This window comes from Sodalis sp. C49 (assembly GCF_046352915.1).
Taxonomy (GTDB): Bacteria; Pseudomonadota; Gammaproteobacteria; order Enterobacterales; family Enterobacteriaceae; genus Acerihabitans.
The window spans coordinates 1,707,596-1,732,168 of sequence record NZ_CP163303.1; the positions used below are offsets into that span (position 1 = coordinate 1,707,596).

Consider the following 24,573-nt stretch of genomic DNA (forward strand, 5'->3'; position numbering starts at 1 on the left):
AGCGGATTAAGCGGGGCGCCATGGCTGCGGCTGTAACAATTTTTATCTTCACGATCGTATTGGTTATCTGGCAGCCCAAGGGACTAGGCATCGGCTGGAGCGCCATGCTCGGCGCCGGGCTGGCGCTCGCGAGCGGCGTGGTAGAGGTGGCTGATATCGCCGTGGTGTGGCGGATAGTATGGAATGCCACCGCCACCTTTATCGCTATTATCATTATCAGTCTGTTGCTCGATGAGTGCGGTTTTTTTTCCTGGGCGGCGCTCCATGTCGGCCGCTGGGGAAACGGCCGTGGCCGGCTGCTGTTCAGCTATACCATTCTGCTGGGCGCCGCCGTATCCGCCTTGTTCGCCAATGACGGCGCAGCGCTTATCCTCACGCCAATCGTGATGTCCATGCTGCTGGCGCTGGGGTTCAAGCGCAGCACCACCCTGGCGTTTGTCATGGCGGCGGGTTTTATCGCCGATACCGCCAGCCTGCCGCTGGTGGTATCGAACCTGGTGAATATCGTCTCGGCCGATTATTTCAAACTGGGTTTTAATGCCTATGCCTCGGTCATGGTGCCGGTCAATATTGCCGCCGTGGCCGCCACCCTTATTACGCTGCACCTGTTTTTCCGGCGTGAAATACCGGCAAACTATGACGTCGCGCGCCTGCCTGCGCCGAAGGATGCCATTCGCGACCCGGCCACCTTCCGTACCGGATGGGTGGTGCTGATCCTGCTGTTGGGGGGCTTTTTCGGCCTGGAACCGCTGGGCGTTCCGGTCAGCCTGATCTCCGCCGCCGGCGCGCTGATCCTGTTTGTGGTGGCGAAAAAGGGCCGCGCCATCAATACCGGCCGGGTGCTGCGCGGCGCGCCCTGGCAAATCGTTATTTTTTCCCTGGGGATGTACCTGGTGGTGTATGGCCTGCGCAACGCCGGTCTGACCCATGCGCTGTCCGCCCTGTTAAGCCGGTTCGCCAGCCAGGGCCTGTGGGTGGCGACGCTCGGCACGGGATTCCTGACCGCGTTCTTATCTTCCGTGATGAATAACCTGCCCAGCGTACTGGTCGGCGCGCTGTCGGTGGAAGGCAGCACCGCCACCGGCGTGGTTAAACAGGCGATGATTTACGCCAATGTCATCGGCTGCGATCTCGGGCCTAAAATCACCCCCATCGGCAGCCTGGCCACCTTGCTGTGGCTGCATGTGCTGGCAAAAAAGAATCTGAGCATTTCCTGGGGTTATTATTTTCGCGTGGGAGTGGTAATGACGCTGCCGGTACTGCTGGTGACGCTGGCGGCATTGGCCCTGCGCCTGTCGTTACCCTTTTAATGCCAGGCGCGGCCAGCGGCTATTCGCCGGCCGCGCCGGAAGATCAGTTTTTCATTACAGCATATTTACCCGGCCCTATCAGCATAATCACCAGGCCGCCGAAAAAGTAGAGCGCTTCCGTTTCCAATGCCCAGGCGCCGACATTCGTGAGTTTATAAAAATGCCCCATGCCAACCAGCAGGGTAGCCACCAGCAGATTAAAAGCGATAATAAACGCCGCCGGCCGGGTCATAAACCCGACAATAATCATGATGGGGGCAATAATTTCGCCGATAAAGGCGCCATAGGCGATAAAACCGGGCAACCCGTGGCTTTGCAATAAATCGGCGATCCAGCCGACGCCATGCTGGGTTTTGGCGTAACCATGAAATAACAGTAATATGCCGAAGGTCAGGCGTAACAGAAGCTTACCCGCGTTGGGGCCATCCACGAAACGTGCAAATCCGTTATTAATAGCAGTAAGCATAAGGGTTATCTTCAATAATATTCGTCACAATGTAGGGCTACGTTAACCGATATCCTCTCCGGCATCTAATCAAATAAACTGATAGAGATAGTCAAAAAAGTATCATGTTATTTAATCTGATGACGCCGACAGCAATATTGTCGCGGTTGATAAATAAAAGCATGAGGAAAATAGTTCAACCTGCCGTGGGTAATAATACCGCGATGGATTATAGCCGCGCCCGGTCAGCCGATCCCCGCCTGATGCAAATCGTGCAGATTAAGCGCGCCGACCAGGCGTCCCTCGGTATCCACGACCGGCGCGGCGGTGATATGGTGCTGGTGCAACGCCGCCAGCGCCGCCCCGGCCCGCCATTCCTGCGGCAACCGATAGCCCGGCTGGGTCATGGCATGCCCGACGCACTCGTCCAGTCCATGTCCTTTCACCAGCCAGCGGCGCAGATCGCCGTCGGTAAATACGCCCGCTACCCGATTTTCGCTATCGCATACCGCCACCAGGCCAAGACCGGTTCGGCTCAGTTCCAGCATGGCGTCCAGCACGCTGTCCTGCTGCTTGATCCTGGGCAAACGGTCGTCGCGGCGCATGACATGATGCACCCGGTTCAACAGACTGGCCCCCAGGCTGCCGCCGGGATGCGATCGGGCGAATTGCTCGGCATCGAATCCGCGGTAACGCATCAGCGCCATCGCCAGCGCGTCGCCGATCATCAGCGTGTTCACCGCGCTTGACGTGGGCGCCAGCCCCATCGGGCAGGCCTCCCGCTCAACGCTGATATCCAGCACGCAGGCGGCGGCCTGCGCCAGCGGTGAATCAAGGTTGCCGGTAATGCGCCACCACCGGGATACCGCTTTCGGCCAGCAGCGGCAAAATCAGCCTCAGTTCCTGGGCGCGGCCGGAATAGGAGATAAACACCACCACGTCCTGGCTGCCTATCATGCCCAAATCGCCGTGCAGCGCCTCGGCGGGGTGGACAAAAAACGCCGGCGTGCCGGTACTGGCCAGCGACGCGGCGATCTTTTTACCGATATGCCCCGATTTGCCCATGCCGGAAATCACCACCTTTCCCCGGCAGCCGAGCAACAGCCGGCAGGCGCGCGTTACGCTGTCGTCCAGGCGGTCGCGCAGGCGCCGCGCTTCGGCGATCTCGATATCGAGGGTTTCCCGCGCGTACGCCAGCAACCGGTCACTCATCGTCTTCTCCCACCAGCATCACTTCAATGCCCCTCTCCCGCAGCGCGGCCAGGTACACCGGGTTAATATCGCGATCGGTGATCAGCAGATGGACGGCGTCCAGTTCGCAGACCACGTTGGGGCTTTTACGACCGAATTTAGAGGAATCCACCAGCAGGATGAGCTGCTGCGCCGCGCGGCACATGGCCTGGCTAACCGTGTGGACTTCGTTGAAGGTGGTCACGCCCGCGTTCAGGTCCACCCCGTCCGCGCCGATAAACAATTTATCGAAACTGAAATGGGAAAACGCCGCTTCGGCCAGGCTGCCGTGAAACGATGCCGAGTTTTTACGATAAGTCCCCCCCGGCATCAGGATGGTCTGATCGTTATCCAATTCTACCAGTTCATTGACAATCGTCAGGCTATTGGTCATCACGGTGATATTATTAAACTGCGCCAGATAGGGCACCATTTGCAGCACGGTACTGCCGGCATCGAAGATCAGGGAATCGCCGTCGTTAATCAGGCCGGCGGCCCGGCGGGCGATTTGCTTTTTCTTGGCGGTATTGATATGGGTCTTGCGGTCGATGGGCTGATCGCCCTCCTCCCGGCTTAATACTACCCCGCCATAGGTGCGGATAACCGCCCCCTCTTCTTCCAGCAGGGTTAAATCCTTGCGTATAGTGGTACCCGTGGTGGCAAAACGACTGGCAAGATCCTCCACGGCCGTTTTACCGTGCGTTTGCAGGTATTCCAGAATTGCCGCATGGCGTTGCTTTGGTTTCATAACAATTTCCGAATCGATTGGCGAAATAGCCACTGACGGAGATTATACCTTGAATACCATTCCAAATGAAAGATACCAGCTTTTAAAATGAAAATATCCTCATTTCGGTTCAATCGCTAAAGACAGCGCGGTTTGCAATGCCGGATCGCGCGGAAATATGACATACGGAATGAGCTGTGCTTTTGACAGGCCGATTAACGCCGTCAGCCGCCGTGGCCGGGCAAATACCGTGATGCCGCGCAGGATAAAACCATCGCATACCCGCTGCTCGCCGTCAAAAGCCAGCGCCAGTACCACCCTGGCCTTAAAGCGGCCGGCGGAACGGCCCACGCCCACGTGTCCCCGCAGGCACAAGGCGTCGAAAGCGCGGTTGAAACTGCGGATTTGCCATCCGCCCAGGATAATCTGGCCTATCCAGGCCACGATCGCGATTGACACCAGCAGCGCCGTTGCACTCATCCGGGCATCTCCTCCAGGAATAATTGCCCCGCCGGAGGCTTCCGGCGGGGTGGGTGCGGGTCAGAACATCACCTGCCCGCCGGTAATATTAATGGATTGCCCGGTGCAGTAAGAGGCTTTGTCACTGGCATAAAACAGCAGCATATTCAGCACATCCTGATACTCGCAGCCGCGTTTCAACGGCACCTTGTCGATATAATACTGTTCGACCTGATCCGCGCGCAGGCCAAGCTTTTTCGCATATTGCGGCAACAGCGACTGGAACATCGGCGATTTAAGCAAGTTGCCCAGCATCAGCGAGTGAACGGTGATGCCGTACTCCGCCAGATCCAGCGCCAACGATTGAGTCAGTCCCACGCCGCCGAACTTGGCGGCGCTGTAGCCCGAATTATGCTTACTGCCCACTTTACCCGACTTGGAGTTTATCTGGATAATCCGCCCGGCGATGCCGTCACGGATCATGAGTTTGGTAAATTCGCGCGCGCACAGGAAATAGCCCACCAGGTTCACCTGCAGCGACAGATCAAAATCCACCAGTGCAAACTGGGTGATGGGCGCCGCCTTGGCCAGGCCCGCGCTGTACACCAGCAGGTTGACCTGGCCGAACTGCTGGTCGACCTGCTGCGCCAGACGCGTCACGCTCTCTTCATTCGTCGCGTCCGCGCCAAAACCAAATGCCGTTCCCTCCCCCAGGCGAGCGTTGATATCCGCCGCCACCTGCCAGGCATGCTGCGCATTTAAATCGGCCACCGCCACCCGGTAACCGGCCTGCGCCAACCCTGCGCATAAAAAGGCGCCGAGGGTTTGACCACCACCAATGACTACCGCAACCTGCTTCATACACGTGCTCCTACAGAATAATAAATCAAGACAAAATGGCTAATACGCTGCCGACGGGGATATCGGCCGGGGTCGGTCCCGCGACATGGACGGTGCCGGGATATTCCGCCTGCCCGGCGCCGTCAAAACGGATGGTGATATGGCCCAGTTCGCGCAGGTTACTGGTCGCCACGTCGCCCACCGCGGTGATGGGGAACGCCTCGTTCGCCAGGGTCAGCGTCTCGCCGGCCCGCAGCTCGCCCTGCATATCGCCGTGGCGGTGGATAAAACAGTAGGCCTCGATATCTTCCGGCGCGCCCTCGCGGAAGGTAATCAGCATATTGTCGGCCAGCGACTCGCGCGCGTTTTCGCCGACGCGGGTAAAGGTGGTCTGGTAAATCGTCTGCATACAAACGCCCTCATCAAAAGACTTCATTGGTAAATAAAACCGGATACCGCCCAGGCCAGCAGAACGGTCGGCGCGCCGGTCAGGAAACGACCGACCAGTACCGACGGCACCCCCACCCGGACCGTATCCTGCTTGGCTTCGGCCAGCGACAGGCCGACCGGGATAAAATCGCAGGCCGCCTGGGCGTTGATGGCAAACAATGCCGGCAGCGCCAGATGGGGGGGAATATGGCCCTGGCCTATCTGTACGCCGACCAGGACGCCGATAACCTGCGCTATCACCGCCCCCGGGCCGAGAAACGGCGATAGCAGGGGAAAGGAGCAAATCAACGCCAGCGTCACCAGGCCGATGGGGCTATTGGCCAGCGGCGTCAGGCCGTGGGCGATAAAATCACCCAGTCCCGAGGCGATAATGATGCCGATAAGCGCGGAGACAAAGGCCATAAAGGGCAGTATGGTTTTCAGCACGGTATCAATGGTTTCGCGCCCGGCCTGGAAAAATACCGCCACCACCGATCCCATGCCCATACCGACTTTCGCCAGCAGCCCGTCGCTTTGCTCGGTAATTTTTTTGCTGGTGTCGTAATCACGGCCGGCGCCCTTGGCCGCCGTGCCGGTATCCCTGACGCGCTCGTTGGCGGCCTGCGGCTGCGGCGACGCGTTGGCCGCCTGGGTATCATCATCCGCCAGCGGTTGGATATTCTGCTCACGCACGCCGGAGACATAAATGTCCTCCAGGATAAATTGCGCCAGCGGACCGGAGCGGCCGGTGGCATGGATATTGACCGTGGGAATGCGCCGCTTGGGGTAAATGCCGCAGCGCAGGGTGCCGCCGCAGTCAATCACCACCACGCCTATCTCATCCGCCGGCGGTTCCCCTTCCTTGAATCCGTCCACCGCCGGCCAGCCGGTGAGCCGGCTCAGGCGATCGACAATCGCCGGACGCGTGCCCGCCGTGATGTACACCACTTTTTTGCCCGGCACGACCTCAATCAGCAAGGGCCCGCCCCAGCCGCTTTCGCCTTTTTCAATACGGATAAATGTATTCATCGCCTTCTCCTGGGATTACAAGCGGACATGCTGATCAAGTTGGATATGCATTTTGCGTTCAAAAATCGACGTGGTCAGATCGGTTATCCACCCGCGGAAAAAGTTGGTGAACATGCCGACCAGCAGGTAGCTGACCGCCAGCGGCCCCAGCGGCAGGTTCAGCGTGGTCAGCCCATTGGCGATGCCGAGATAGACAAACAATTCGCCGGGGTTGATATGGGGAAACAGGCCGTTCATGGAGTGGCAGCTGTAAGAGGCGGCGGCGTAATAGCTGGGTTTGTATTTTTCCGGCATAAAGCGGCCGAGGCTTAAGGTCATGGGATTGCAAAAGACAAAGGTGCCGATAACCGGCAGCAGCAGATACCGCGACAGCGGATTACCCGCGCAGCGCTGGGCCAGTCGTTCAATCCTGCTCTGGCCCACAAAAACGATCAGGGCATTCATAATGACCAATAAACTGATAAGCAGCGGGAGGATGCCGGTAACCATGCCGACAAACACCGAACCGCCTTTTTGAAACAGGCCGATAAACCACTCGGCGCCGTGGGCGATCACGTCAATCATAATTTTCTCCATTTCGGGGTACGAACAAGGAAAAGCACCTTTGGCAATACGGGCGTCGATGTACTGCGCTGCTTAAGATAGGCGACTTAGGTTATGGTTTGTTAGATATACGTCACGTTTTGAAAGTTATTTCTTTTGAAATGAAATATTATTGATCGTTTTTGTAATCTTAATGAAATACTGACAATGACATTGCGGGGATCACGGCCCCGTTGGGACCGGCGGAACGGGCTGAAGAAGGAACAAGACAGCGCGCGTTAAGCGCCAAAACCGATACCGGCGCCATCCGGACATTTTCACTTGAGGTTAATCTGAAAGCGACGGCTTTTATGTTGCTCCTGCGCCGGTGATAAAACCCTATATTCTCTTTAGTTCAACATCAGCATCAGCAGATTATTTCGCACAAAAATCATCGCCAACCGGATGCCCCTCGCCATGCGCCTCAACTACGCGTTGCCGCCGTCCTGATGAAGTAAAGATAGCGATAAGAATGTTAACCCGCCGTTACCGGGTTCTTCACAATACCGCCATTCCATGTAAAACTGAATCCGCCGATTTCATCACAAAAAATAAATAAACCGGCCTGGTGTCAGGAGGGTCACTCCAGGAGCAGACCATTCCCCATCCTCTTTGGGCTTATTAATTTAATTGCTACCCCTTGGCGTAATCATGAATACTTCCAGCATTAAGGTTTTACTGGTTGAAGACGACGAACCCATGCGCATGGAGTTCGAGTCCATGGTGTTAAGCCATCCCCGCCTGACCCTGGCGGGAAGCGTCGCCACCCTGGGCGAGGCGTGGGCGTTGCTACGGCATACCGTTCCCGATGTCGCCATCATCGATCTGGGCCTGCATGACGGCGACGGTATTGAATTGATCAAGTCGCTGCAGCAGCAGGCGGCGCGCACCGCGGTACTGGTCGCCACCATCTTCGGCGACGAGGCCCATGTTATCCGCGCCATCGAGGCCGGCGCGCGCGGATATCTGCTCAAAGATACCGCCATTGATGAATTCGCCCGGGCGGTGGAGCTGGTGCACGCCGGCGGCGCCCCGCTATCGCCGCAGATCGCCCGCCATTTGCTTAAACGGTTCGAACCGGCGGAAAAATCCAGCGCCGCGGTGCGCCCGGATGGCCTGACGACGCGGGAAATCGATATCCTGCGGCATATTTCCCAGGGTTTTACCGTGGCGGAATCCGCACGCATGCTGAATATCTCGACGCATACGGTCGCCACCCATATCAAGAATATCTATAGCAAACTGGCCGTTCATAATCGCGTGGAGGCCATTATCCAGGCGCGGAACCAGGGCCTGATCTAATGCGCCCGTTTCTTCGGCGGCGCGGGCTGTGGGCCGGGCTGGCGCTGCTGCTAAGCCTGACCCCGCCTGCGGGTGCGTCTTCTTCCCCGGCCGGCGGCGCCGACGCGGCGCTGGCAACGCGGCTGTTGGATCGCGCGGAGTTTATCTACAGCCGCGATGCCACGCCGCCCGCACGGCATGGCGAGACGGTAGCATTACCGGATAACTGGCGTCAGCGCATCCCGGCGTTTAGCGGCATTGTCTGGTATCGGCTGGATTTCCATCTTGACGCGCCGCCGGCGCAGCCGCTGGCCTTATACCTGCCGCATCTCTCCGTGGCCGGGGAAGTCTGGCTTAACGGTTCGCTGCTTAACCCGGGCGTGCGTTTCAACGATGCCGCTGGCCGCCACGTTGAACCCATGAAGGAATCGCCATTATATATCGTGCTGCCGGCCGGGTTGTTCCGCAGCGGCGACAATCAGCTGGCCGTCAGGCTGGAAGGGGACAGCGCGCTGCGCAGCGGGCTTTCCGCCATCCGCCTGGGGCCCGCGCAGGCGCTGCGTGACCTGTGGTTTGAGCGGTATCTTTTGCAGGTCATCGTCCCCTATGTACTTCTGGTGCTGATTGCCGGTTCCCTGTGTTTCCTGGTGGCCTACACCTGGCGGCAAAAGCGCGTGTTCATCATCCAATTCGCCCTGCTGGCCTCGCTGGCCACGCTGCTCGCCTATCTCGCCGACCTGGCTATTCCCCTCGGGGCCCAGGAAGGGTTGCGGGTGATAATCACCACCATTATGTATTGGGCGCTGTGCGTGGCGGGTTATCGCCTCTGCGGCGCGCGGCTGCGCTGGTTCCCCCCATTGCTGCATGGCCTCACCCTGCTGACGGTTATCAGCGTCATGGCGCTGATGCTGCTGGGCAAGGCGACGGATCGCGCCTGGCTGATAACCTGGCCCCACGTACTGCTGCGCCTGGTGCCCATCGCCCTGCTGCTGGCGCGGGGCTGGTCAACCCGTTCGGTAAAGCTTATCGCCCTGTCGCTGACCGCGCTGATATGGACGCTCAGCGTCGCCCAGTCTTATTTGATTATTATGGAATGGTTGCCTTGGGACAGTTTTCGCTGGAGTTTTGTCGGCGCGCTGCCGTTTTGTTTTGTCATGATCTATTTTTTTGCCGAGCGGTTTATCATCGATCGTGAAGGCAGCCAGATCGAAAAGCGCGCGGCAATTATCGCCGAACGCGCGCGCATCCTGCAGGACATGCACGACGGTATGGGAGCGCAGCTGATAACCGCGCTGCGCCTGGCGCGCCGCCGCGACACCGACCCGGAGGAACTGGCCCGCCATATCGAGGAGTCGTTACAGGACCTGCGTTTGATTATCGACTCGCTGGACCTGGCCGAGCATGATCTGCTGCCGCTGTTGGGCAACCTGCGCTTTCGGCTGCAGCCGCGCCTGAGGGCGCTGGGCATTGCCCTGGAATGGGATGTGGCGCCCATTCCCGCCCTAAACTACCTGACGCCGGCGTCGGCGCTATCCATACTGCGAATTGTGCAGGAAGCTATTAATAACGCGCTGCAACATGCGCAGCCTTCCCGGATCCGCATCGAGGTCAAACCGATAGGCGATGAGGTCATGGTGCGGGTCGCCGACGACGGCCACGGCATGCTGCCCGATCTTATCCGGCCGGGTTCGCGCGGACTGGCGGGCATGCATGCGCGCGCCAGTAAGCTTGGCGTGCGCCTGACGGTACAGGGTGGAGCGGGGGGTACCGAAGTGGCGTTATATCTGCCGTTTTTGGGCTAGCGTCTTTATTATAATCAGGAGAATACCGTAAACAGGGTATGCGCCCCCACCCTTGATTACGTACACTTTGCATCAGTAGGATGCTGGTTGCCGCACATTGCGCGGCAGGTTGTGGGCATGCTGCGTTTACTGCAGGTTATATCATTAGATACACAGCATAGTTAGATTACGTTAATATTGCACTAGGTGATAAAATGCAAATCATTTTACCTGTAATAGGTTTAATCTTGTTAATGGTTTTAATGGTATTTTCATTATTAATGCATCAAAAAAATAAAAGCAAAACAAGATTACCCAACAGATATACCGAAATCAAAGCCAGAAAACGGTTGCGCCTATTTCATTAAGAATAGGATTATCCTTACAAAGGCAAAAGCTATTCCACCCGGTGGCGACACGGGGTGGAATATTTTCTTTATTATTTCCCACCCCTTATTCTTTCATGGCTTCCTCCCCCAAGGTTCTATTGCCAAGCGCCCCCTACCGGCAGCGGGCCGTCGGGATAAAAACCGGCGCATCGCCGCCGGCGCGCGGGCAATGCATTGCAGGGTAGCGTTTACGCTTCAGTTTCCTTAAGATGAAGGTATCATCTGATGGCAAAAAGGATTGGCTCGCATTGAGGATCCCAGGGGTGACGCGATGACGGGCGATGGCACATTTTGCTGTACTTTTCTTATAGGGCTTAATTAATGGAAACGATTCTCAGGCACCTTCCGGTCAACCAACGCGTAGGTATCGCCTTCTCCGGGGGCCTGGATACCAGCGCCGCGCTGCTGTGGATGCGCCAGAAAGGGGCGGTCCCTTATGCCTACACCGCCAATCTGGGCCAGCCGGACGAGGACGATTACGACGCCATCCCGCGCAAGGCGCTGGCCTACGGCGCGGAAAAGGCCCGCCTTATCGATTGCCGCCGGCAACTGGTGGCGGAGGGCATCGCCGCGCTGCAGTGCGGCGCCTTTCATAACAGCACCGCCGGCGTCACCTACTTTAACACCACGCCGCTGGGCCGCGCCGTCACCGGCACCATGCTGGTGGCCGCCATGAAGGAAGACGGGGTCAATATCTGGGGCGACGGCAGCACCTACAAAGGCAACGATATCGAGCGCTTCTATCGTTATGGTTTACTGACCAATGCCGAGCTGAAAATCTATAAACCCTGGCTGGACACCGACTTTATCGATGAGCTGGGCGGGCGCCATGAAATGTCGGAATTTATGGCCCAGGCCGGGTTCGATTATAAAATGTCGGCGGAAAAAGCCTACTCCACCGATTCCAACATCCTTGGCGCCACCCATGAAGCCAAGGAACTGGAGTTTCTTAATTCCAGCGTAAAAATCGTCAATCCGATCATGGGCGTCAAATTCTGGGACGAAAGCGTGCGGGTCACGGCGGAAGAAGTGACGCTGCGCTTTGAGCGCGGCCTGCCGGTGGCGATTAACGGCGTCGTCTTCAGCGATCAGGTTGAGCTGATGCTGGAGGCCAATCGGGTGGGCGGCCGCCACGGTCTGGGCATGAGCGACCAAATTGAAAACCGCATTATCGAAGCCAAGAGCCGCGGCATCTATGAGGCCCCCGGCATGGCGCTGCTGCATATCGCCTACGAACGCCTGGTGACCGGCATCCATAATGAGGATACCATCGCGCAATATCACGCCAACGGACGCCAGCTCGGCCGCCTGCTTTACCAGGGCCGCTGGTTCGATTCCCAGGCGCTGATGCTGCGCGACTCGTCGCAGCGCTGGATCGCCAGCGAGATCACCGGCGAAGTCACGCTGGAACTGCGCCGCGGCAACGATTATTCCATTCTTAATACCGTATCGGATAACCTGACTTATATGCCGGAGCGCCTGACCATGGAAAAAGGCGATTCCGTCTTCTCGCCGGAAGACCGTATCGGCCAGTTGACCATGCGCAACCTGGATATCGCCGATACCCGCGAAAAGCTGATCAACTATATGAGCACCGGCCTGCTGTCCGCCAGCGACAACAGCGGCCTGCCGCAGCTGCAGGATAAGACCGGCAAATAATAGTATGATATTTTCTGATAACCGGCGCTGTATTATCAGCGTGGGTTATCAGCCGCACCGCCTGCCACCGTTAATAATCCACGTCAAATATCGTTCATTTTGTATTTAATTTATTTACCCTAACAATATAGCTACAGTAAATTCAATTTCCATAAAACCCGATTTATTTTACTCCGCGTTATTTTTAGCGTATTAAAGGCATGGTTTATTACTTTGCAGAAATAGTTACCATGCTTATTGAAAACGAGAACGCTACAAATTACCTGCCAACGGATAATGCCCTTTCTTCCATCAATGGTAATAATGGGACTTCCTTAACCAACAAAATCACCGCTATCAATAACGGCGGCACCACTTCACTTAATAAAGAAATTCTCGATAGCACATCACATTCTGTGGATAATCCGGGGTCGAAGCACGCCGCGGTTTGGTCAAAGGCCATCGTGCAGCAAGGGCTGAATGAAGCGGCGCCCCTCCCCGGCCCTGACACGAGCAACGAAGAGGATGAATTTTGCATTTTTGACGTTCCGGCGCCAGGCGCGGGCGACACGTCTCCCGTTAAAGCACTCTGCCGCAATACCGAGCTGCCGGGTGGCCTTCAACCGCCAGAGTTTCGACAATCTTCGGGGAAAAATGCCATTTATAACATCCGTCTCGAAACCTATATCCAAGATACGCTGCTCACGGAGGTTAACCATCGCGGCAGACCGCCGTTTTGGTTAAGGCCGCTGGCCACCGTCGCCTCCTGGCTGGGGTTTCATGGCGTGGGTCAAACCAATTGCGTGTCATGCGCCACCGCGGTGGCCGACACGTTTAAAACGGGCACATTACACGGTGCCATACCCGATATGCGCGGCGGTAGCCTCAATACGTTTGAAACCTGCCAGGACGTCGCCATGACGCGATACGACTCGGTCGCGCAGTTAGCCGATAAACTCAAGAATTGCGGCGATATTAATGCGGTAGTGGCCTTGAGGAGACCGTCCTGGTACAAGCTGTTCAGCTCGGTGGACGGGCACGCCGTCAATATTGTCAAAGCCGGCGATACCCTCCATCTGATTGACGCGCAGAAAAAAATTCACATCCTCCTCGATGGCACCCTTGATCAGGGCACCAAATATCAGAAGCTGCTGCGGTTTATCGGCCCGATGTCGGCCGACGAGGGCGCTATTACCCTGGCCGATATCGGCTTCCCCCTATCCGCAAAACGGTAAGCCGCATCCTGGCGCCGGCCCGTTCTGGCGCTGATTCACTTGCAAGATGATAATTGATACGTATTATCAATTATCATCATTTTATTGCCGCGGCACCTATTATGGCTGTGAATCCTTCCCGTCCCGACCTGTCCACCGGCGACACGCCCCGGCCGGATATCCATACCGGCTGCTGTATCGTCGGCGGCGGGCCGGCCGGCCTGATGCTGGGCTACCTGCTGGCCAGGGCCGGCGTCGCCGTCACGGTGCTGGAAAAACATGTTGATTTCCTGCGCGATTTCCGCGGCGACACCATTCATCCTTCGACGCTTGAGATATTGCATCATCTCGGTCTGCTGACGGACTTCCTGGCGCTGCCGCACCAGCGGGTGGAGAAACTGCGCGGCGAATTCCACGGCGAGACCGTGACCCTGGCGGACTTTTCCCGCCTGCCGACCCCGTGTAAATTTATGGCGTTTATGCCGCAGTGGGAATTTCTTAATTTCCTGGCGCAGCGCGCCGAGACTCTGCCGTGCTTTACGCTGCTGCGCGCCACCACGGCGCGGGAACTGCTTAATGCCGGCGGGCAAGTGCGCGGCGTGCTGGCGACCGGGCCGGACGGTATCACGCTGCGTATCCATGCCGCCCTGGTGGTGGGCGGCGACGGACGGCAATCCATGGTGCGCGCCGCCGCCGGCCTGCCGGTACGTGAATTCGGCGCGCCGCGCGACGTGATATGGCTGCGACTGCCCAAGCAGGCCGACGACACGCAACAGGCCAGCGGCCACGGCGGCCCGAAAAATAATTTTATCATGCTCGATCGCGGCGACTACTGGCAGTGCGGCTATAGCATCGCCAAAGGCAGTTTTGACACCCTGCGCGGGGAAGGACTGGCGGCCCTGCTGCGGCGGGTGGCGGAGGTCGCGCCGTTCGGTTATGACCGCCTGGCCGGCGCCGTCGCCGACTGGTCGCAGCTTAAACTGCTGGTGATACGCATCGATCGTCTGCAGCGCTGGGCCGCGCCGGGGGTCTTGTGCATCGGCGATGCCGCCCATGCCATGTCGCCCATCGGCGGCGTCGGCGTCAATCTGGCCATCCAGGATGCCGTGGCGACGGCCAACCTTCTCAGCTTTCCGCTGTCGCGGGGCCGGGTCACCCTGCGTCAGTTAAATAAGGTGCAGCGGCGCAGGCGTTTTCCCACCTGGGCGTTACAATCGCTGCAGATTATGCTCACCGGCAAAAACAGCCGGCCGCGGGATCCCGCGCGCAAACCATCCGCCATCGGCGGCTGGATGCGGCGTCAGCCCTGGGTGCCGGCGATCGCCGGGCGCATTATCGGCCTGGGTTTTCGCCGCGAGCTCCCCCGGCCCTTGCCGTCGGCGACGCCCGGATCCCCCCGGTAGACACCGGCAGGCACCCGCCCGGCCGTTATCCGGTCATTTATTCCACAAGGAGACGACATTGATTTTGTCCGAATTCATTATTCCCGGCATGCTGATCCGCGATCGCCTGGTCACGGTGCCGCTGGACTGGGCGCATCCCGACGACGGCCGCACCATCAAGGTGTTCGCCCGTGAAGTGGTTGATCCGATGCAGCGCGACGCTGATTTACCCAGGCTGGCCTATATCCAGGGCGGCCCCGGCGGCAAAGGGCCGCGCCCGTCCGCCGGCGGGCCGGTATGGCTTGCGCAGGCGCTGAAAACCCACCGCGTGATCCTGGTCGACCAGCGCGGCACCGGCCGCAGCACGCGGGTGGAAACCGCCACCCTGGCCGCGTTTGCGCATGCCGGCGCCGCCGCGGATTATCTCTGGCTGTTTCGCGCCGACAGTATCGTGCGCGACTACGAATACCTGCGCGACCACGTATTCGGCGGCGGCCGCTGGGAAATCCTCGGACAAAGCTATGGCGGTTTTATCGCCTTAAGCTACCTCTCCATGGCGCCGCAAGGCCTGGCGGCCTGCTATATTACCGGCGGCCTGGCCGGGCTGGACGCCGATGCGGATGAAGTCTATCGCCGCACCTATCCCCGGGTCGCCGCAAAAAATGAGAAGTACTACCGGCGCTACCCGGATGATGGTGCGCGCATCGCCCGGCTGGCGGACGCTATCGCGGCGCAGGATATCCACCTGCCGGACGGCGATCGCCTGAGCGTGCGCCGCCTGCAAACCCTGGGCAACGATTTCGGCCTGGCGCCGGGGTTTGAAAATATTCATTGGCTGGTGGAGGAGGCCTTCAGCGACGTGGAGGAAACGCGCTTATCCGACCATTTCCTCGCCGCGGTCATGGCGCTGACCTCCTATGACGGTAACCCGCTCTACGCCGTGCTGCAGGAAATTATCTACGGCCAAGGCGAACAGGCCAGCCGCTGGAGCGCGGAGCGCATCCGGGCGTCGTTTCCCGAATTTTCCCCGCAGCGCCGCCCGCTGCTGTTCACCGGTGAAATGATGTATCCCTGGATGTTCGAAGAGATCCGATCGCTGCGCCCCTTCCGCGAGGTGGCCGGGATACTGGCCGAACGCGGCGGCTATCCGCCCCTTTACGACCCGCTGCGGCTGGCGGCCAACGAGGTGCCGGTGGCCGCGGCTATCTATCACGACGATATGTTTGTCGATGCCGGGCTATCGCTGGATACCGCCGCCAGGGTCGGCAACCTGCAGGCCTGGGTGACCAATGAATACCAGCACGACGGCCTGCGCCAGTCGGCGTCGGTGCTAACCCGGCTCATGGAGGATATCCGCCTGCGCGGCGGGGCCATCCGCTAAAGCGGACCGCTAGTCCTGGCCTGGTCGATACTGCAGGCAATAGACATTATGATCGACATAGCGATCGCCGATTTTTTCCGCCCGCACCTGGCAATAATCGAATTCAAACCCCAGCCGCTGGGCCAGCCGGTTGCTGGGGCGGTTTGCCACCCCGCAGCGGATGATAAAAGTGTCCAGCTTGCCCGTTTCGCCATACCAGGACATCAATGCCTTAACGGCCCGCGACATCACGCCCCTGCCTTCAAAGCGCGCGGCCAGCCAATACCCGATTTCCGCCTGTTTATCATTAATAGTGTTAAAGGAGAGGATGCCGGCGATATCCCCGTCCCAGCGCACCACATACACAGCCGAACGGCCGGCGGCGAAATCGGCGCGGTTATGGCGGATATTGGCCAGGGTATCGCCGACGTTATTAATCAGCGGCGGCCAGGACAAATGGCGGCCCAGCCGTTGACGCTCGGCATGCACCAGGTCAAAAAGGGCCTGCGCGTCGCTTTCCTGTTGTAACGCGAGCATGAGCGAGGGAGGACTGATAAGTTCACGGTAATCCAGCATGCCGGTTCCTTATTATGACAAAAAGACGTTGAGCGTCTTGAGCCTGAAAGATTATATCGCCATGCCCGGCACCGGCGTCAACACCGGCCGGCCGGCGAAAAAGCGGGTTAAATTCTCCAACGCCCGTTCAAACATGGCGTCCAGCGCCTCCGGCGAGCGCGCGGCCACATGGGGCGTCAGGATAATATTGTCCAATGCCAGCAGCGCGGCGGGCACCTCCGGCTCACCCTCCAGCACATCCAGCGCGGCGCCGGCGATGGCGCGGCGGCGCAGGCACGCGATCAGCGCCCCGGTATCCACCACGCTGCCGCGGGACACATTGACCAAAAAACCGTCCGCACCCAGCGCCGTAAGCGCCTGGGCATTGATCAAATGCCGGGTCGCCGCGCCTCCCGGCGTGCATACCACCAGGAAATCCGCCCAGCGCGCCAGCGCGTCCAGACTGTCGCAATAGCGGTAATCGCTGTCGGCGCGCGGTGTGCGGCTATGGTAGGCCACGTCCATATCAAACCCCATGGCGCAGCGTTGGGCGATTTTAAGGCCGATATTGCCCAGACCCAAGATCCCCACGCGCCGCCCGGTCAACTGCGGCCGGGTTCGCCGCGCCTGCTGCCATTCCCCGCGATGGACCGCGCGATCAAGGTCGGGGATATTGCGCACTATCGCCGCCAGCAGCGCCACCGCGTGGTCGGCGACGGCGGTGTCGTTGGTGCCGGCGCCGTTGGTGACCATAATGCCGCGCGCCCGCGCGGCGTCCAGATCGATCTTTTCAAATCCCACCCCCTGACAGCAAATCAGCCGCAGGTTAGGCAACGCGGCGATATGCGCCGCACTCAGGCCGATGGAGCCGATAGTCAGCACGGCCTCCACCCTGGCGGGGTCTATGCTGCCCTCAGCCGGCAGGATCGGACTATGCTCGTTCTCGCGCAACGCGGGACACAGGCGGAAACCGGCCCGCTCGAAGGCGGGACGGAACGCGGCGGGGATATCGACATGCAGCAATAACGAAATAGGCATAGGTCACAGGAGAAAACGAAGCATATTTATAACCATACATGAGATAGATGACGCATAAAAGTAGCCATGCTCTTAAATAGCGCCTGACTTCTTCAGGCCGATGCCGTTTCCTGAACGCACCTTTAGGGTGTACCGGCGCTTATTTCCCTGCCTGCGCTTTTTGCGCCTTGAACTGGGGATTCACCAGCATAAAGCCGCCATCGATAATAAACGATTGTCCGGTGGTATAGGCGGCGCCCTCGGACCCCAGCCAGGCAACCATCGAGGCTATTTCATCGACATGGCCCGGGCGTCCCAAAGGGATGCCGGGCTCTTTGGCGGTCCAGGCATCCTCTTCGCGCATATCATTGATTGGCGTGGCTATCATGCCGGGCGCCACCGAGTTGACCAGTATGCCGTAGGGAGATAATTCCAGCGCCATGGATTTGGCCAGGCCGCCAAGCCCGTGCTTTGCCGCCGTATAGGCGACGGCCGCGGGCAATGGGGTATGTTCATGAACCGACGTGATATTGACTATCCGCCCGCCCTGCCCTTGTTTGACCATGTGTCTTGCGGCGCGCTGCGCGCAAAGAAAAGCGCCGTCCAGCACAATGGAGAACGTCGAGCGCCAATCTTCGTAGGACAAATCCAGAAACGGCGCACCGGCGCTGGCCCCGGCATTATTTACCAGCATATCAAGACGGCCGAAAGACCGGCTGAACTGGTCAATAACCTCCGCCGCGGCGGGCAACTGGGTCAGATCCAGCTGCAATACCTGGGCCTTGCGGCCAAGTTTTAACACTTCACCGGCGGTATCCTCAGCCCCACGCTGGTCTGAATGCCAGGTAATGCCGATATCAAAACCCTGTTTTGCCAAGGCGATGGCACAGGCTTTGCCGATCCCCGAGTCCGATGCCGTGACCACGGCGACGTTGCTTGCAGACTGAGTCATGGTGCTCTCCTCTGATAAACCGACGCGAATATCTTTATCGTTTCAGGACAATTGTCGGTTTCAAAAGTATAGCCTTTCAGCCGGAATCTTCCGGAACGCGGCGGGACGTCTGGGCGGCGGCTGGAGAGACATTTTTTTACCCTTTGGCTATCCTTAGAAAAACCTCAGAAATCGTACTACGTTATGTGCCCCTTTAATTACCAACAGGATTTTGCCAATACGGATTTCCGCCGCCATCCCGAACGGTATCAGGTAGGCCGCGGCGAGCAGGGCGTACTGCTGGTCGAGCCTTATAAAAGCGAGATTCTGCCGCACTGGCGTTTTAAAAACGCCGCTATCGCCAGAACATCGGCGGAAAAAATCCATGCTCTTTTCGAGCAATACCGCCGCCAGGATGATTTTGTCGGCATGGATATGGCGCGCAAATTTATCCAGATGGGCTATACCCGCGCCCGGCGTTACGCCAATCATCAGGGCGGCAAAAAATACGCCGCCGACGGTACCGTGCTGCCTTACATCGTTGACAGGCAAAAAGCCGATGCCGCCGCGGTATTTAAACACTATTGGGATCTGCTGCGCGCGGATGAGGATTACCAGCAACGCAAAAAACATCATCAGCGGTTGTACGGCTGACCGCGTGCACAGCCCCCATTTGCCGCCTCGCTGATGATGTGCCACTTTGTCATCACTATAATTTTTATAATGGGTTTGTATTTTTGATGGTCAACTTGGGAGACACCGAATGGAGATGTTGAGGAACCTGAATTTTTTCCGCCTTATCACCTCCGGCGATTTTTGGCTGAACATCGCCATTATTATCGCCGCCACCCTGATCATCCACTGGATTATCTCGCGCACGATCCAACTGGTGGGTCGCCGGGTGAAGCAGTGGAGCACCGGGCGGCACAGCGCCTTGTACCAAATTGCGGTTGAGATGCTGGACAACACCAAGCGGTTGCTGATTCTGTGCACCGCGTTTTTGATCAGCATGCGTTTTATCGAGCTGCCCGGCACATGGCACAGCGCCCTGGCGCACGGCTGGTTCCTGGTATTCGCCATCCAGATTGCCCTGTGGCTGGACAGCGCCGCCCATGTCTGGTCGCAAAAGGTGGTCAATCAGCCCGGCGCGGTGCGCAATACCGTGACCATGGTGATCCTGGGGGTAATGATTCGTTTGTTGATATGGGCGCTGATGCTGCTGTCCATCCTCGGCAATGTGGGCGTCAATATCACCGCGCTGGTGGCAAGCCTCGGCGTCGGCGGCATCGCCATTGCGCTGGCGATCCAGACCGTGCTGAGCGATGTGTTCGCCTCGCTGGCCATCGGTTTTGACAAGCCCTTTGTTATCGGCGACTTCGTGGTGTTCAATGATATCGCCGGCACCATCGAGCATATCGGGCTGAAAACCACCCGTATCCGCAGCCTGAGCGGCGAACAGATTGTCTGCGCCAACGCCATACTGCTGCAGCAGACCATCCATAACTATAAGCGCATGCAGACACGCCGCATCGTGTTCACCTTCGGCCTGGCCTATTCCACGCCCCCGGATAAGCTGCGCCTGGTGGGGCCGATGATTAAACGCATTATCGAAGAGATTGAGGAAACCCGTTTTGACCGCGCGCATTTCCTGTCATTCGATAATTTCCGCCTGACCTATGAAGTGGTGCATATCGTCGCCAGCGCCGATTATAATAAATACATGGATATCCAGCAGGAAATCAATATTCGCCTGATGGAGGAACTGGCAAAAATGGATATCAAGCTGGCGATACCCACGCAAAATATTTTATTTACCGAAAGGGAATTCCCGCAGATAAAGGTACTGGAGCCAGGATTGCAGGAAAAGACGGCGGCGCCGCAGTAAATCACGCCGGGATATAAAAGACAGGAAGCGTGTTGATAATGCCGGCCGGGGACAGCCACGCTGCCGCGGGTCTACCGGCCGGGATCACCGGCGCGTATCCCCGCGCAGGCGCGGGGCGCGTCGTCACGAAATATTCAGCGATACAATTCGGCATCGCCCGACCACGTGCTGGAATCACCCGGGTTATCCACGCCGATAATACGGTAGTAAGGGGCATTTTCCTCCCTGGCCTTTTGCCGCAGCGCGTGCACCGCGTCGTCGGTGGAACCGGCCAGCCCGGACACTGACACCGTGCCGATGCTTTGATGCCCGGCCGCCTGCTGCTGGTTGATTTCCTGCGCAGCCTGACTGGAAAAAGAGATACCGGCGACGATGGCGGTAAATAGATAGGGTAATAGTTTCATAATCAGGTCCTCAGTGAGACGGGATCATCGGCCCCCGCGCCGTTTTCTGGTGCCGGCGCGGTGCGATCATCGAGGCTTGGTAATAACAGCGTTACACCAGAACGGTATAGCGGTAAAAATAAGAGTAGGCGAGGACGGCGTCCACTGATATCGGGTGAATGTAACTTAATTTAACGGTGGCCATATATTAACAAAGTTTATACGTCTCCTTTTCCCCTTGAATTTACAGCCAAGCGGGCCTCTCCTTTTTTTACTATTGAAAATCATCATATTTTAAATCTATGCCCATTCTCACCGAGAAGGGTTCATGTCAGCGTTATACAGCGTTGACAAATATTTACCTTAATAAGATACATTGGCTCACAGATGGTTTGAATATTACAATGGTATTTATAATCGGCATTATATTAATGACAAGGCCGTGTCCCATTTCCCGCCGAGAACGCCCCTGACCGCCGCAAGCGGTTTGGTAACAAATTTCAACATATTCCTTTATTGATGAACCCGCCGGTAAATCCGATACTTAGCCTGTATCCGCATAAAATTGACGGGTGTGCAATATCAATGTTTAAGGAGATAACATGGATACCGAATTATTGCTGCGTATCGCCCTGGCCGGCGGGTTAGGCGCATTGATCGGGGTGGAACGCCAGCTTCGGGCCAAGGAGGCGGGGTTGCGTACCCATATCTTGGTATGTATCGGCAGCGCGATGTTTATGATTGTCTCCAAATACGGTTTTGCCGACCTTCTGGCGGACAGCCATAATATCACCCTCGACCCTAGCCGGATCTCCGCCCAGGTGGTGAGCGGCATCGGATTTCTCGGCGCCGGCACCATTATGCTCAATAAGCAGTTCGTCCGCGGCCTGACCACGGCGGCCGGGCTATGGGTCACCGCCGCCATCGGACTGATTGTCGGCAGCGGCATGTACGCCATCGGCATTTTCGGCACCCTGATGACGCTGTTGGTGCTCGAGGGCATTCGCCAATTAAGCAACCGACTTATCGGGCGGCGCTATATGATCATGCTGTCGCTGTCCCCCGCCAGCATTGAACTCGCCATGCAGGCCTTGAGAAAACTGCATATCCGTGTGGTGCGGTCGTCGGTAGTACGTAACGAGAACGACGCCAAAGACTGCAAAATGACGCTGGAAGTCATGATGCGCACCCGCTATAAACCGGTGGAAGTCTATCGCCAGTTGCTGGGCGTTGAGGGGATGCATAAGATTGACATTCGCTAGCCCCGCCAAAGCTAACCGCATTCTGGCCGTTTTGCAGTATAATGCCGCCAATCCCCTCCACCGCACACTTATGGCGAGCTTTTTATCAAAAATAATAGCCTTTCCCGATTCAGTCCGCGCCGTCCTCCCGCCCCGATGCGGGGGCCAAGGCGCGTCATTTTATTCAACAAACCTTACGACGTCCTGCCGCAGTTTACCGACGACGCCGGACGCCTGACGCTGAAACACTATATCCCGGTACCGGATATCTACGCCGCCGGGCGCCTGGATCGCGACAGCGAAGGACTGATGATCCTGACCAACGACGCCAAATTAAAGACCCGGCTGACGCAGCCGGCGGAAAAAACGGCTAAGATTTATTACGTGCAGGTGGAGGGCGAGCCGGAAGACGCCGCGTTAAAACTTTTGCGTACCGGCGTCACCTTAAGCGATGGCCCCACGCTGCCCGCCGGCGCGCAGCGCGTGAAGGAGCCGGCCTGGCTCTGGGCGCGCACGCCGCCTATCCGCGAGCGCAAGGCCATCCCTACCTGCTGGCTTAAAATCACTTTATATGAAGGCCGTAACCGTCAGGTCCGGCGCATGACCGCCCATATCGGCCACCCTACCCTGCGGCTTATCCGCTATCAAATGGCGGATCAGACCCTGGCGGACCTGGCGCCGGGCGAGTGGCGTGAAGTGCAGTTGTAAGCAAAAATACCATCACGGATGCCCGACCAGGGCATCCCGCAATCCGCAAGCGTTAAGGAGCGCGCATGTTCAAGCCGCATGTCACCGTTGCCTGTGTAGTCCAGGCGGAAAATCATTTCCTTATCGTCGAGGAAACCATTCATGGCAATCCCCGCTGGAACCAGCCGGCGGGCCATCTGGAGGCGGACGAAACCATCATCCAGGCCGCGCGGCGCGAATTGTACGAGGAAGCGGGCATCCACGCCCAGCCCCAGGCCCTGCTGCGCATCCATCAATGGATCGCGCCCGATAAGACACCGTTTCTGCGTTTTTTATTCGCCATTGATTTACCAGAGCGCATGACCGCCATTCCCCAAGACGACGATATCGATCGTTGCCTGTGGCTGCCGGCGGATGAAATCCTGGCCTCGGATTTGCTGCGCTCGCCGCTGGTGGCGCAAAGCATCCTGTGCTATCAACAGGATAAACGCTATCCGCTGGAGATGCTCGCCGCGTTTCAATGGCCCTTCGCGCTCTAACGCTCTTTCCGTCACCCCGGCGCGGTGGCGCGCGGGGTGCCTGGCGTGGTAAAATCCGCCCCCTCGTATCATCAGCGCGCAATGTGACATCAAGGCGCGCGCGCCCGTTTGTGAGAATCCCATGTCAGAAAACAGTCAGCTTAAAGTGATCGTCGGTATGTCCGGCGGTGTTGATTCCTCCGTTTCCGCCTACCTGTTGCAGCAGCAGGGTTATCAGGTGGAGGGACTGTTTATGAAAAACTGGGAGGAGGACGACAATGAGGAATACTGTACCGCGGCAAGCGATCTGGCCGATGCGCAGGCGGTCTGCGATAAATTGTCCATTCCCCTGCATACGGTGAACTTCGCCGCCGAATACTGGGATAACGTGTTTGAACTGTTCCTGGCCGAATATAAGGCCGGGCGCACGCCCAATCCCGATGTGCTGTGCAATAAAGAAATTAAGTTCAAAGCCTTCCTGGAGTTCGCCGCCGAGGACCTGGGCGCTGATTTCATCGCCACCGGCCACTATGTGCGCCGCCGGGATGAGGCGGGTAAAAGCCAGCTGCTGCGCGGTCTCGACGACAATAAAGACCAGAGTTATTTTTTATATACCCTCGGCCACAGCCAGCTGGCGCAGTGCCTGTTCCCGGTGGGCGAACTGGCCAAGCCGGAGGTCAGGCGCATCGCCGCGGAGCTGGGACTTATCACCGCGGCCAAGAAAGATTCCACCGGCATCTGCTTTATCGGCGAGCGCCGGTTCCGCGAATTTCTCGGCCGCTACCTGCCGGCCCAGCCCGGCCCGATCCTGACCGTGGACGGACAGCGGGTCGGCGAGCACCAGGGGCTGATGTACCACACCCTGGGCCAGCGTAAGGGGCTGGGCATCGGCGGCACCCGTGACGGCAATGACGAGCCCTGGTATGTGGTGGACAAGCTGATGGATGATAACATCCTGGTGGTGGCCCAAGGCCATGAGCATCCGCGGCTGATGTCGGTGGGCCTGGTCGCCGGGCAACTGAACTGGGTGGACAGGCGGCCCCTGGCCGGTCCCCTGCGCTGCGTGGTGAAAACCCGCTACCGCCAGCAGGATGTGCCCTGCCTGGTCGAGCCGCTGGCGGACGGGCGGATCAACGTGCTGTTCGACGCGCCGGTGGCCGCGGTCACGCCCGGACAGTCGGCGGTGTTCTATCTGGGTGAACTGTGCCTGGGCGGCGGCGTTATCGAGGCCCGGTTGCCGCTGCAGGAGTGATCCTGATC

At 58.3% G+C, this 24,573-nt stretch carries 24 protein-coding genes and 1 pseudogene; 13 read left to right on the plus strand and 12 right to left on the minus strand.

Annotation, left to right across the window (positions count from 1 at the left end; all coding sequences use genetic code 11):
- Nucleotides 1-20: 20 nt before the first annotated feature.
- Nucleotides 21-1,310: an arsenic transporter gene (locus ABUK12_RS07570; RefSeq protein ID WP_410015706.1), complete on the plus strand. Its 1,290-nt coding sequence runs from the start codon at nt 21-23 to the stop codon at nt 1,308-1,310.
- Between the two features lie 43 nt (nt 1,311-1,353).
- On the opposite strand, the gene ABUK12_RS07575 is transcribed toward ABUK12_RS07570, so the two are convergent.
- From ABUK12_RS07575 to ABUK12_RS07610, 8 genes and pseudogenes are all read right to left on the minus strand, one after another.
- Nucleotides 1,354-1,776 carry a DoxX family protein gene (locus ABUK12_RS07575; RefSeq protein ID WP_410015707.1) on the minus strand — a complete coding sequence of 141 codons (423 nt, stop codon included), beginning with the start codon at nt 1,774-1,776 and terminating at the stop codon, nt 1,354-1,356.
- Between the two features lie 224 nt (nt 1,777-2,000).
- A pseudogene (gene gutQ, locus ABUK12_RS07580) lies at nt 2,001-2,967 on the minus strand (arabinose-5-phosphate isomerase GutQ).
- Nucleotides 2,960-3,733 (minus strand): glucitol operon DNA-binding transcriptional repressor SrlR, encoded by a 774-nt coding sequence (gene srlR / locus ABUK12_RS07585; RefSeq protein ID WP_410015708.1) that lies wholly within the window; start codon nt 3,731-3,733, stop codon nt 2,960-2,962. Before srlR ends, gutQ begins: the two are co-directional and overlap by 8 nt.
- A gap of 99 nt (nt 3,734-3,832) precedes the next feature.
- On the minus strand, nt 3,833-4,192 hold the full coding sequence (gutM, locus tag ABUK12_RS07590; protein WP_410015709.1) for a transcriptional regulator GutM: 360 nt from the start codon (nt 4,190-4,192) through the stop codon (nt 3,833-3,835).
- Nucleotides 4,193-4,252: 60 nt separating this feature from the next.
- A complete protein-coding gene (srlD, locus tag ABUK12_RS07595) occupies nt 4,253-5,032 on the minus strand; it encodes a sorbitol-6-phosphate dehydrogenase (RefSeq protein ID WP_410015710.1) in 780 nt (259 codons plus the stop codon).
- Nucleotides 5,033-5,057: 25 nt separating this feature from the next.
- Nucleotides 5,058-5,420 (minus strand): PTS glucitol/sorbitol transporter subunit IIA, encoded by a 363-nt coding sequence (gene srlB, locus ABUK12_RS07600; protein WP_410015711.1) that lies wholly within the window; start codon nt 5,418-5,420, stop codon nt 5,058-5,060.
- A 23-nt stretch (nt 5,421-5,443) separates the two neighbouring features.
- A complete protein-coding gene (locus ABUK12_RS07605; protein WP_410015712.1) occupies nt 5,444-6,469 on the minus strand; it encodes a PTS glucitol/sorbitol transporter subunit IIB in 1,026 nt (341 codons plus the stop codon).
- A 15-nt stretch (nt 6,470-6,484) separates the two neighbouring features.
- Complete coding sequence (locus tag ABUK12_RS07610) at nt 6,485-7,033, minus strand: PTS glucitol/sorbitol transporter subunit IIC (RefSeq protein WP_410015713.1); 549 nt, start codon at nt 7,031-7,033, stop codon at nt 6,485-6,487.
- 669 nt (nt 7,034-7,702) lie between these two features.
- On the opposite strand from ABUK12_RS07610, the gene ABUK12_RS07615 reads away from it, so the two are divergent.
- The 6 genes from ABUK12_RS07615 to ABUK12_RS07640 all read left to right on the plus strand — a co-directional run bounded on the left by ABUK12_RS07615 (nt 7,703) and on the right by ABUK12_RS07640 (nt 16,117).
- Nucleotides 7,703-8,353 carry a response regulator gene (locus ABUK12_RS07615; RefSeq protein WP_410015714.1) on the plus strand — a complete coding sequence of 217 codons (651 nt, stop codon included), beginning with the start codon at nt 7,703-7,705 and terminating at the stop codon, nt 8,351-8,353.
- Nucleotides 8,353-10,134: a sensor histidine kinase gene (locus tag ABUK12_RS07620; protein WP_410015715.1), complete on the plus strand. Its 1,782-nt coding sequence runs from the start codon at nt 8,353-8,355 to the stop codon at nt 10,132-10,134. The genes ABUK12_RS07615 and ABUK12_RS07620 overlap by 1 nt, the downstream gene beginning before the upstream one ends.
- A 689-nt stretch (nt 10,135-10,823) precedes the next feature.
- Entirely contained in the window at nt 10,824-12,161 is a 1,338-nt protein-coding gene (argG, locus tag ABUK12_RS07625; RefSeq protein WP_410015716.1) for an argininosuccinate synthase, read from the plus strand.
- Between the two features lie 230 nt (nt 12,162-12,391).
- On the plus strand, nt 12,392-13,375 hold the full coding sequence (locus ABUK12_RS07630; protein ID WP_410015717.1) for a toxin glutamine deamidase domain-containing protein: 984 nt from the start codon (nt 12,392-12,394) through the stop codon (nt 13,373-13,375).
- Nucleotides 13,376-13,476: 101 nt separating this feature from the next.
- A complete protein-coding gene (locus ABUK12_RS07635) occupies nt 13,477-14,757 on the plus strand; it encodes an FAD-dependent oxidoreductase (protein ID WP_410015718.1) in 1,281 nt (426 codons plus the stop codon).
- Nucleotides 14,758-14,815: 58 nt separating this feature from the next.
- Nucleotides 14,816-16,117 carry an alpha/beta fold hydrolase gene (locus ABUK12_RS07640; RefSeq protein WP_410015719.1) on the plus strand — a complete coding sequence of 434 codons (1,302 nt, stop codon included), beginning with the start codon at nt 14,816-14,818 and terminating at the stop codon, nt 16,115-16,117.
- Nucleotides 16,118-16,126: 9 nt separating this feature from the next.
- Here the strand turns inward: ABUK12_RS07640 and ABUK12_RS07645 are convergent, their stop codons facing one another.
- From ABUK12_RS07645 to ABUK12_RS07655, 3 genes are all read right to left on the minus strand, one after another.
- Nucleotides 16,127-16,672: a GNAT family N-acetyltransferase gene (locus ABUK12_RS07645; RefSeq protein ID WP_410015720.1), complete on the minus strand. Its 546-nt coding sequence runs from the start codon at nt 16,670-16,672 to the stop codon at nt 16,127-16,129.
- Between the two features lie 51 nt (nt 16,673-16,723).
- Nucleotides 16,724-17,689 carry a 2-hydroxyacid dehydrogenase gene (locus ABUK12_RS07650; RefSeq protein WP_410015721.1) on the minus strand — a complete coding sequence of 322 codons (966 nt, stop codon included), beginning with the start codon at nt 17,687-17,689 and terminating at the stop codon, nt 16,724-16,726.
- A 139-nt stretch (nt 17,690-17,828) separates the two neighbouring features.
- A complete protein-coding gene (locus tag ABUK12_RS07655) occupies nt 17,829-18,620 on the minus strand; it encodes an SDR family oxidoreductase (RefSeq protein ID WP_410015722.1) in 792 nt (263 codons plus the stop codon).
- 183 nt (nt 18,621-18,803) lie between these two features.
- On the opposite strand from ABUK12_RS07655, the gene ABUK12_RS07660 reads away from it, so the two are divergent.
- The gene (locus tag ABUK12_RS07660) at nt 18,804-19,253 is read left to right on the plus strand and encodes a DUF4385 domain-containing protein (RefSeq protein ID WP_410015723.1); all 450 of its coding nucleotides are present in this window, start codon (nt 18,804-18,806) and stop codon (nt 19,251-19,253) included.
- 109 nt (nt 19,254-19,362) lie between these two features.
- Nucleotides 19,363-20,484, plus strand: coding sequence for a mechanosensitive ion channel family protein (locus ABUK12_RS07665; protein ID WP_410015724.1), 1,122 nt, complete (start codon nt 19,363-19,365; stop codon nt 20,482-20,484).
- 134 nt (nt 20,485-20,618) lie between these two features.
- Here ABUK12_RS07665 and ABUK12_RS07670 read toward each other — a convergent pair whose 3' ends face one another.
- Nucleotides 20,619-20,888, minus strand: coding sequence for a DUF1471 domain-containing protein (locus tag ABUK12_RS07670; protein ID WP_410015725.1), 270 nt, complete (start codon nt 20,886-20,888; stop codon nt 20,619-20,621).
- A gap of 581 nt (nt 20,889-21,469) precedes the next feature.
- On the opposite strand from ABUK12_RS07670, the gene ABUK12_RS07675 reads away from it, so the two are divergent.
- From ABUK12_RS07675 to mnmA, 4 genes are all read left to right on the plus strand, one after another.
- Nucleotides 21,470-22,129, plus strand: coding sequence for an MgtC/SapB family protein (locus ABUK12_RS07675; RefSeq protein ID WP_410015726.1), 660 nt, complete (start codon nt 21,470-21,472; stop codon nt 22,127-22,129).
- Between the two features lie 84 nt (nt 22,130-22,213).
- Nucleotides 22,214-22,816: a 23S rRNA pseudouridine(2457) synthase RluE gene (gene rluE / locus ABUK12_RS07680; protein WP_410016579.1), complete on the plus strand. Its 603-nt coding sequence runs from the start codon at nt 22,214-22,216 to the stop codon at nt 22,814-22,816.
- Nucleotides 22,817-22,881: 65 nt separating this feature from the next.
- A complete protein-coding gene (locus ABUK12_RS07685; protein ID WP_410015727.1) occupies nt 22,882-23,334 on the plus strand; it encodes an NUDIX domain-containing protein in 453 nt (150 codons plus the stop codon).
- Between the two features lie 121 nt (nt 23,335-23,455).
- Nucleotides 23,456-24,565, plus strand: a complete 1,110-nt coding sequence (gene mnmA, locus ABUK12_RS07690) for a tRNA 2-thiouridine(34) synthase MnmA (protein WP_410015728.1) — start codon at nt 23,456-23,458, stop codon at nt 24,563-24,565.
- The last annotated feature ends 8 nt before the right edge of the window (nt 24,566-24,573 follow it).

Coding starts and splice junctions, on each gene's coding strand:
- ABUK12_RS07570 (WP_410015706.1), top strand. CDS start 21: ATGGCTGCGGCTGTAACAATTTTTATCTTCACGATCGTATTGGTTATC.
- ABUK12_RS07575 (WP_410015707.1), bottom strand. CDS start 1,776: ATGCTTACTGCTATTAATAACGGATTTGCACGTTTCGTGGATGGCCCC.
- srlR (WP_410015708.1), bottom strand. CDS start 3,733: ATGAAACCAAAGCAACGCCATGCGGCAATTCTGGAATACCTGCAAACG.
- gutM (WP_410015709.1), bottom strand. CDS start 4,192: ATGAGTGCAACGGCGCTGCTGGTGTCAATCGCGATCGTGGCCTGGATA.
- srlD (WP_410015710.1), bottom strand. CDS start 5,032: ATGAAGCAGGTTGCGGTAGTCATTGGTGGTGGTCAAACCCTCGGCGCC.
- srlB (WP_410015711.1), bottom strand. CDS start 5,420: ATGCAGACGATTTACCAGACCACCTTTACCCGCGTCGGCGAAAACGCG.
- ABUK12_RS07605 (WP_410015712.1), bottom strand. CDS start 6,469: ATGAATACATTTATCCGTATTGAAAAAGGCGAAAGCGGCTGGGGCGGG.
- ABUK12_RS07610 (WP_410015713.1), bottom strand. CDS start 7,033: ATGATTGACGTGATCGCCCACGGCGCCGAGTGGTTTATCGGCCTGTTT.
- ABUK12_RS07615 (WP_410015714.1), top strand. CDS start 7,703: ATGAATACTTCCAGCATTAAGGTTTTACTGGTTGAAGACGACGAACCC.
- ABUK12_RS07620 (WP_410015715.1), top strand. CDS start 8,353: ATGCGCCCGTTTCTTCGGCGGCGCGGGCTGTGGGCCGGGCTGGCGCTG.
- argG (WP_410015716.1), top strand. CDS start 10,824: ATGGAAACGATTCTCAGGCACCTTCCGGTCAACCAACGCGTAGGTATC.
- ABUK12_RS07630 (WP_410015717.1), top strand. CDS start 12,392: ATGCTTATTGAAAACGAGAACGCTACAAATTACCTGCCAACGGATAAT.
- ABUK12_RS07635 (WP_410015718.1), top strand. CDS start 13,477: ATGGCTGTGAATCCTTCCCGTCCCGACCTGTCCACCGGCGACACGCCC.
- ABUK12_RS07645 (WP_410015720.1), bottom strand. CDS start 16,672: ATGCTGGATTACCGTGAACTTATCAGTCCTCCCTCGCTCATGCTCGCG.
- ABUK12_RS07650 (WP_410015721.1), bottom strand. CDS start 17,689: ATGCCTATTTCGTTATTGCTGCATGTCGATATCCCCGCCGCGTTCCGT.
- ABUK12_RS07655 (WP_410015722.1), bottom strand. CDS start 18,620: ATGACTCAGTCTGCAAGCAACGTCGCCGTGGTCACGGCATCGGACTCG.
- ABUK12_RS07660 (WP_410015723.1), top strand. CDS start 18,804: ATGTGCCCCTTTAATTACCAACAGGATTTTGCCAATACGGATTTCCGC.
- ABUK12_RS07665 (WP_410015724.1), top strand. CDS start 19,363: ATGGAGATGTTGAGGAACCTGAATTTTTTCCGCCTTATCACCTCCGGC.
- ABUK12_RS07670 (WP_410015725.1), bottom strand. CDS start 20,888: ATGAAACTATTACCCTATCTATTTACCGCCATCGTCGCCGGTATCTCT.
- ABUK12_RS07675 (WP_410015726.1), top strand. CDS start 21,470: ATGGATACCGAATTATTGCTGCGTATCGCCCTGGCCGGCGGGTTAGGC.
- ABUK12_RS07685 (WP_410015727.1), top strand. CDS start 22,882: ATGTTCAAGCCGCATGTCACCGTTGCCTGTGTAGTCCAGGCGGAAAAT.
- mnmA (WP_410015728.1), top strand. CDS start 23,456: ATGTCAGAAAACAGTCAGCTTAAAGTGATCGTCGGTATGTCCGGCGGT.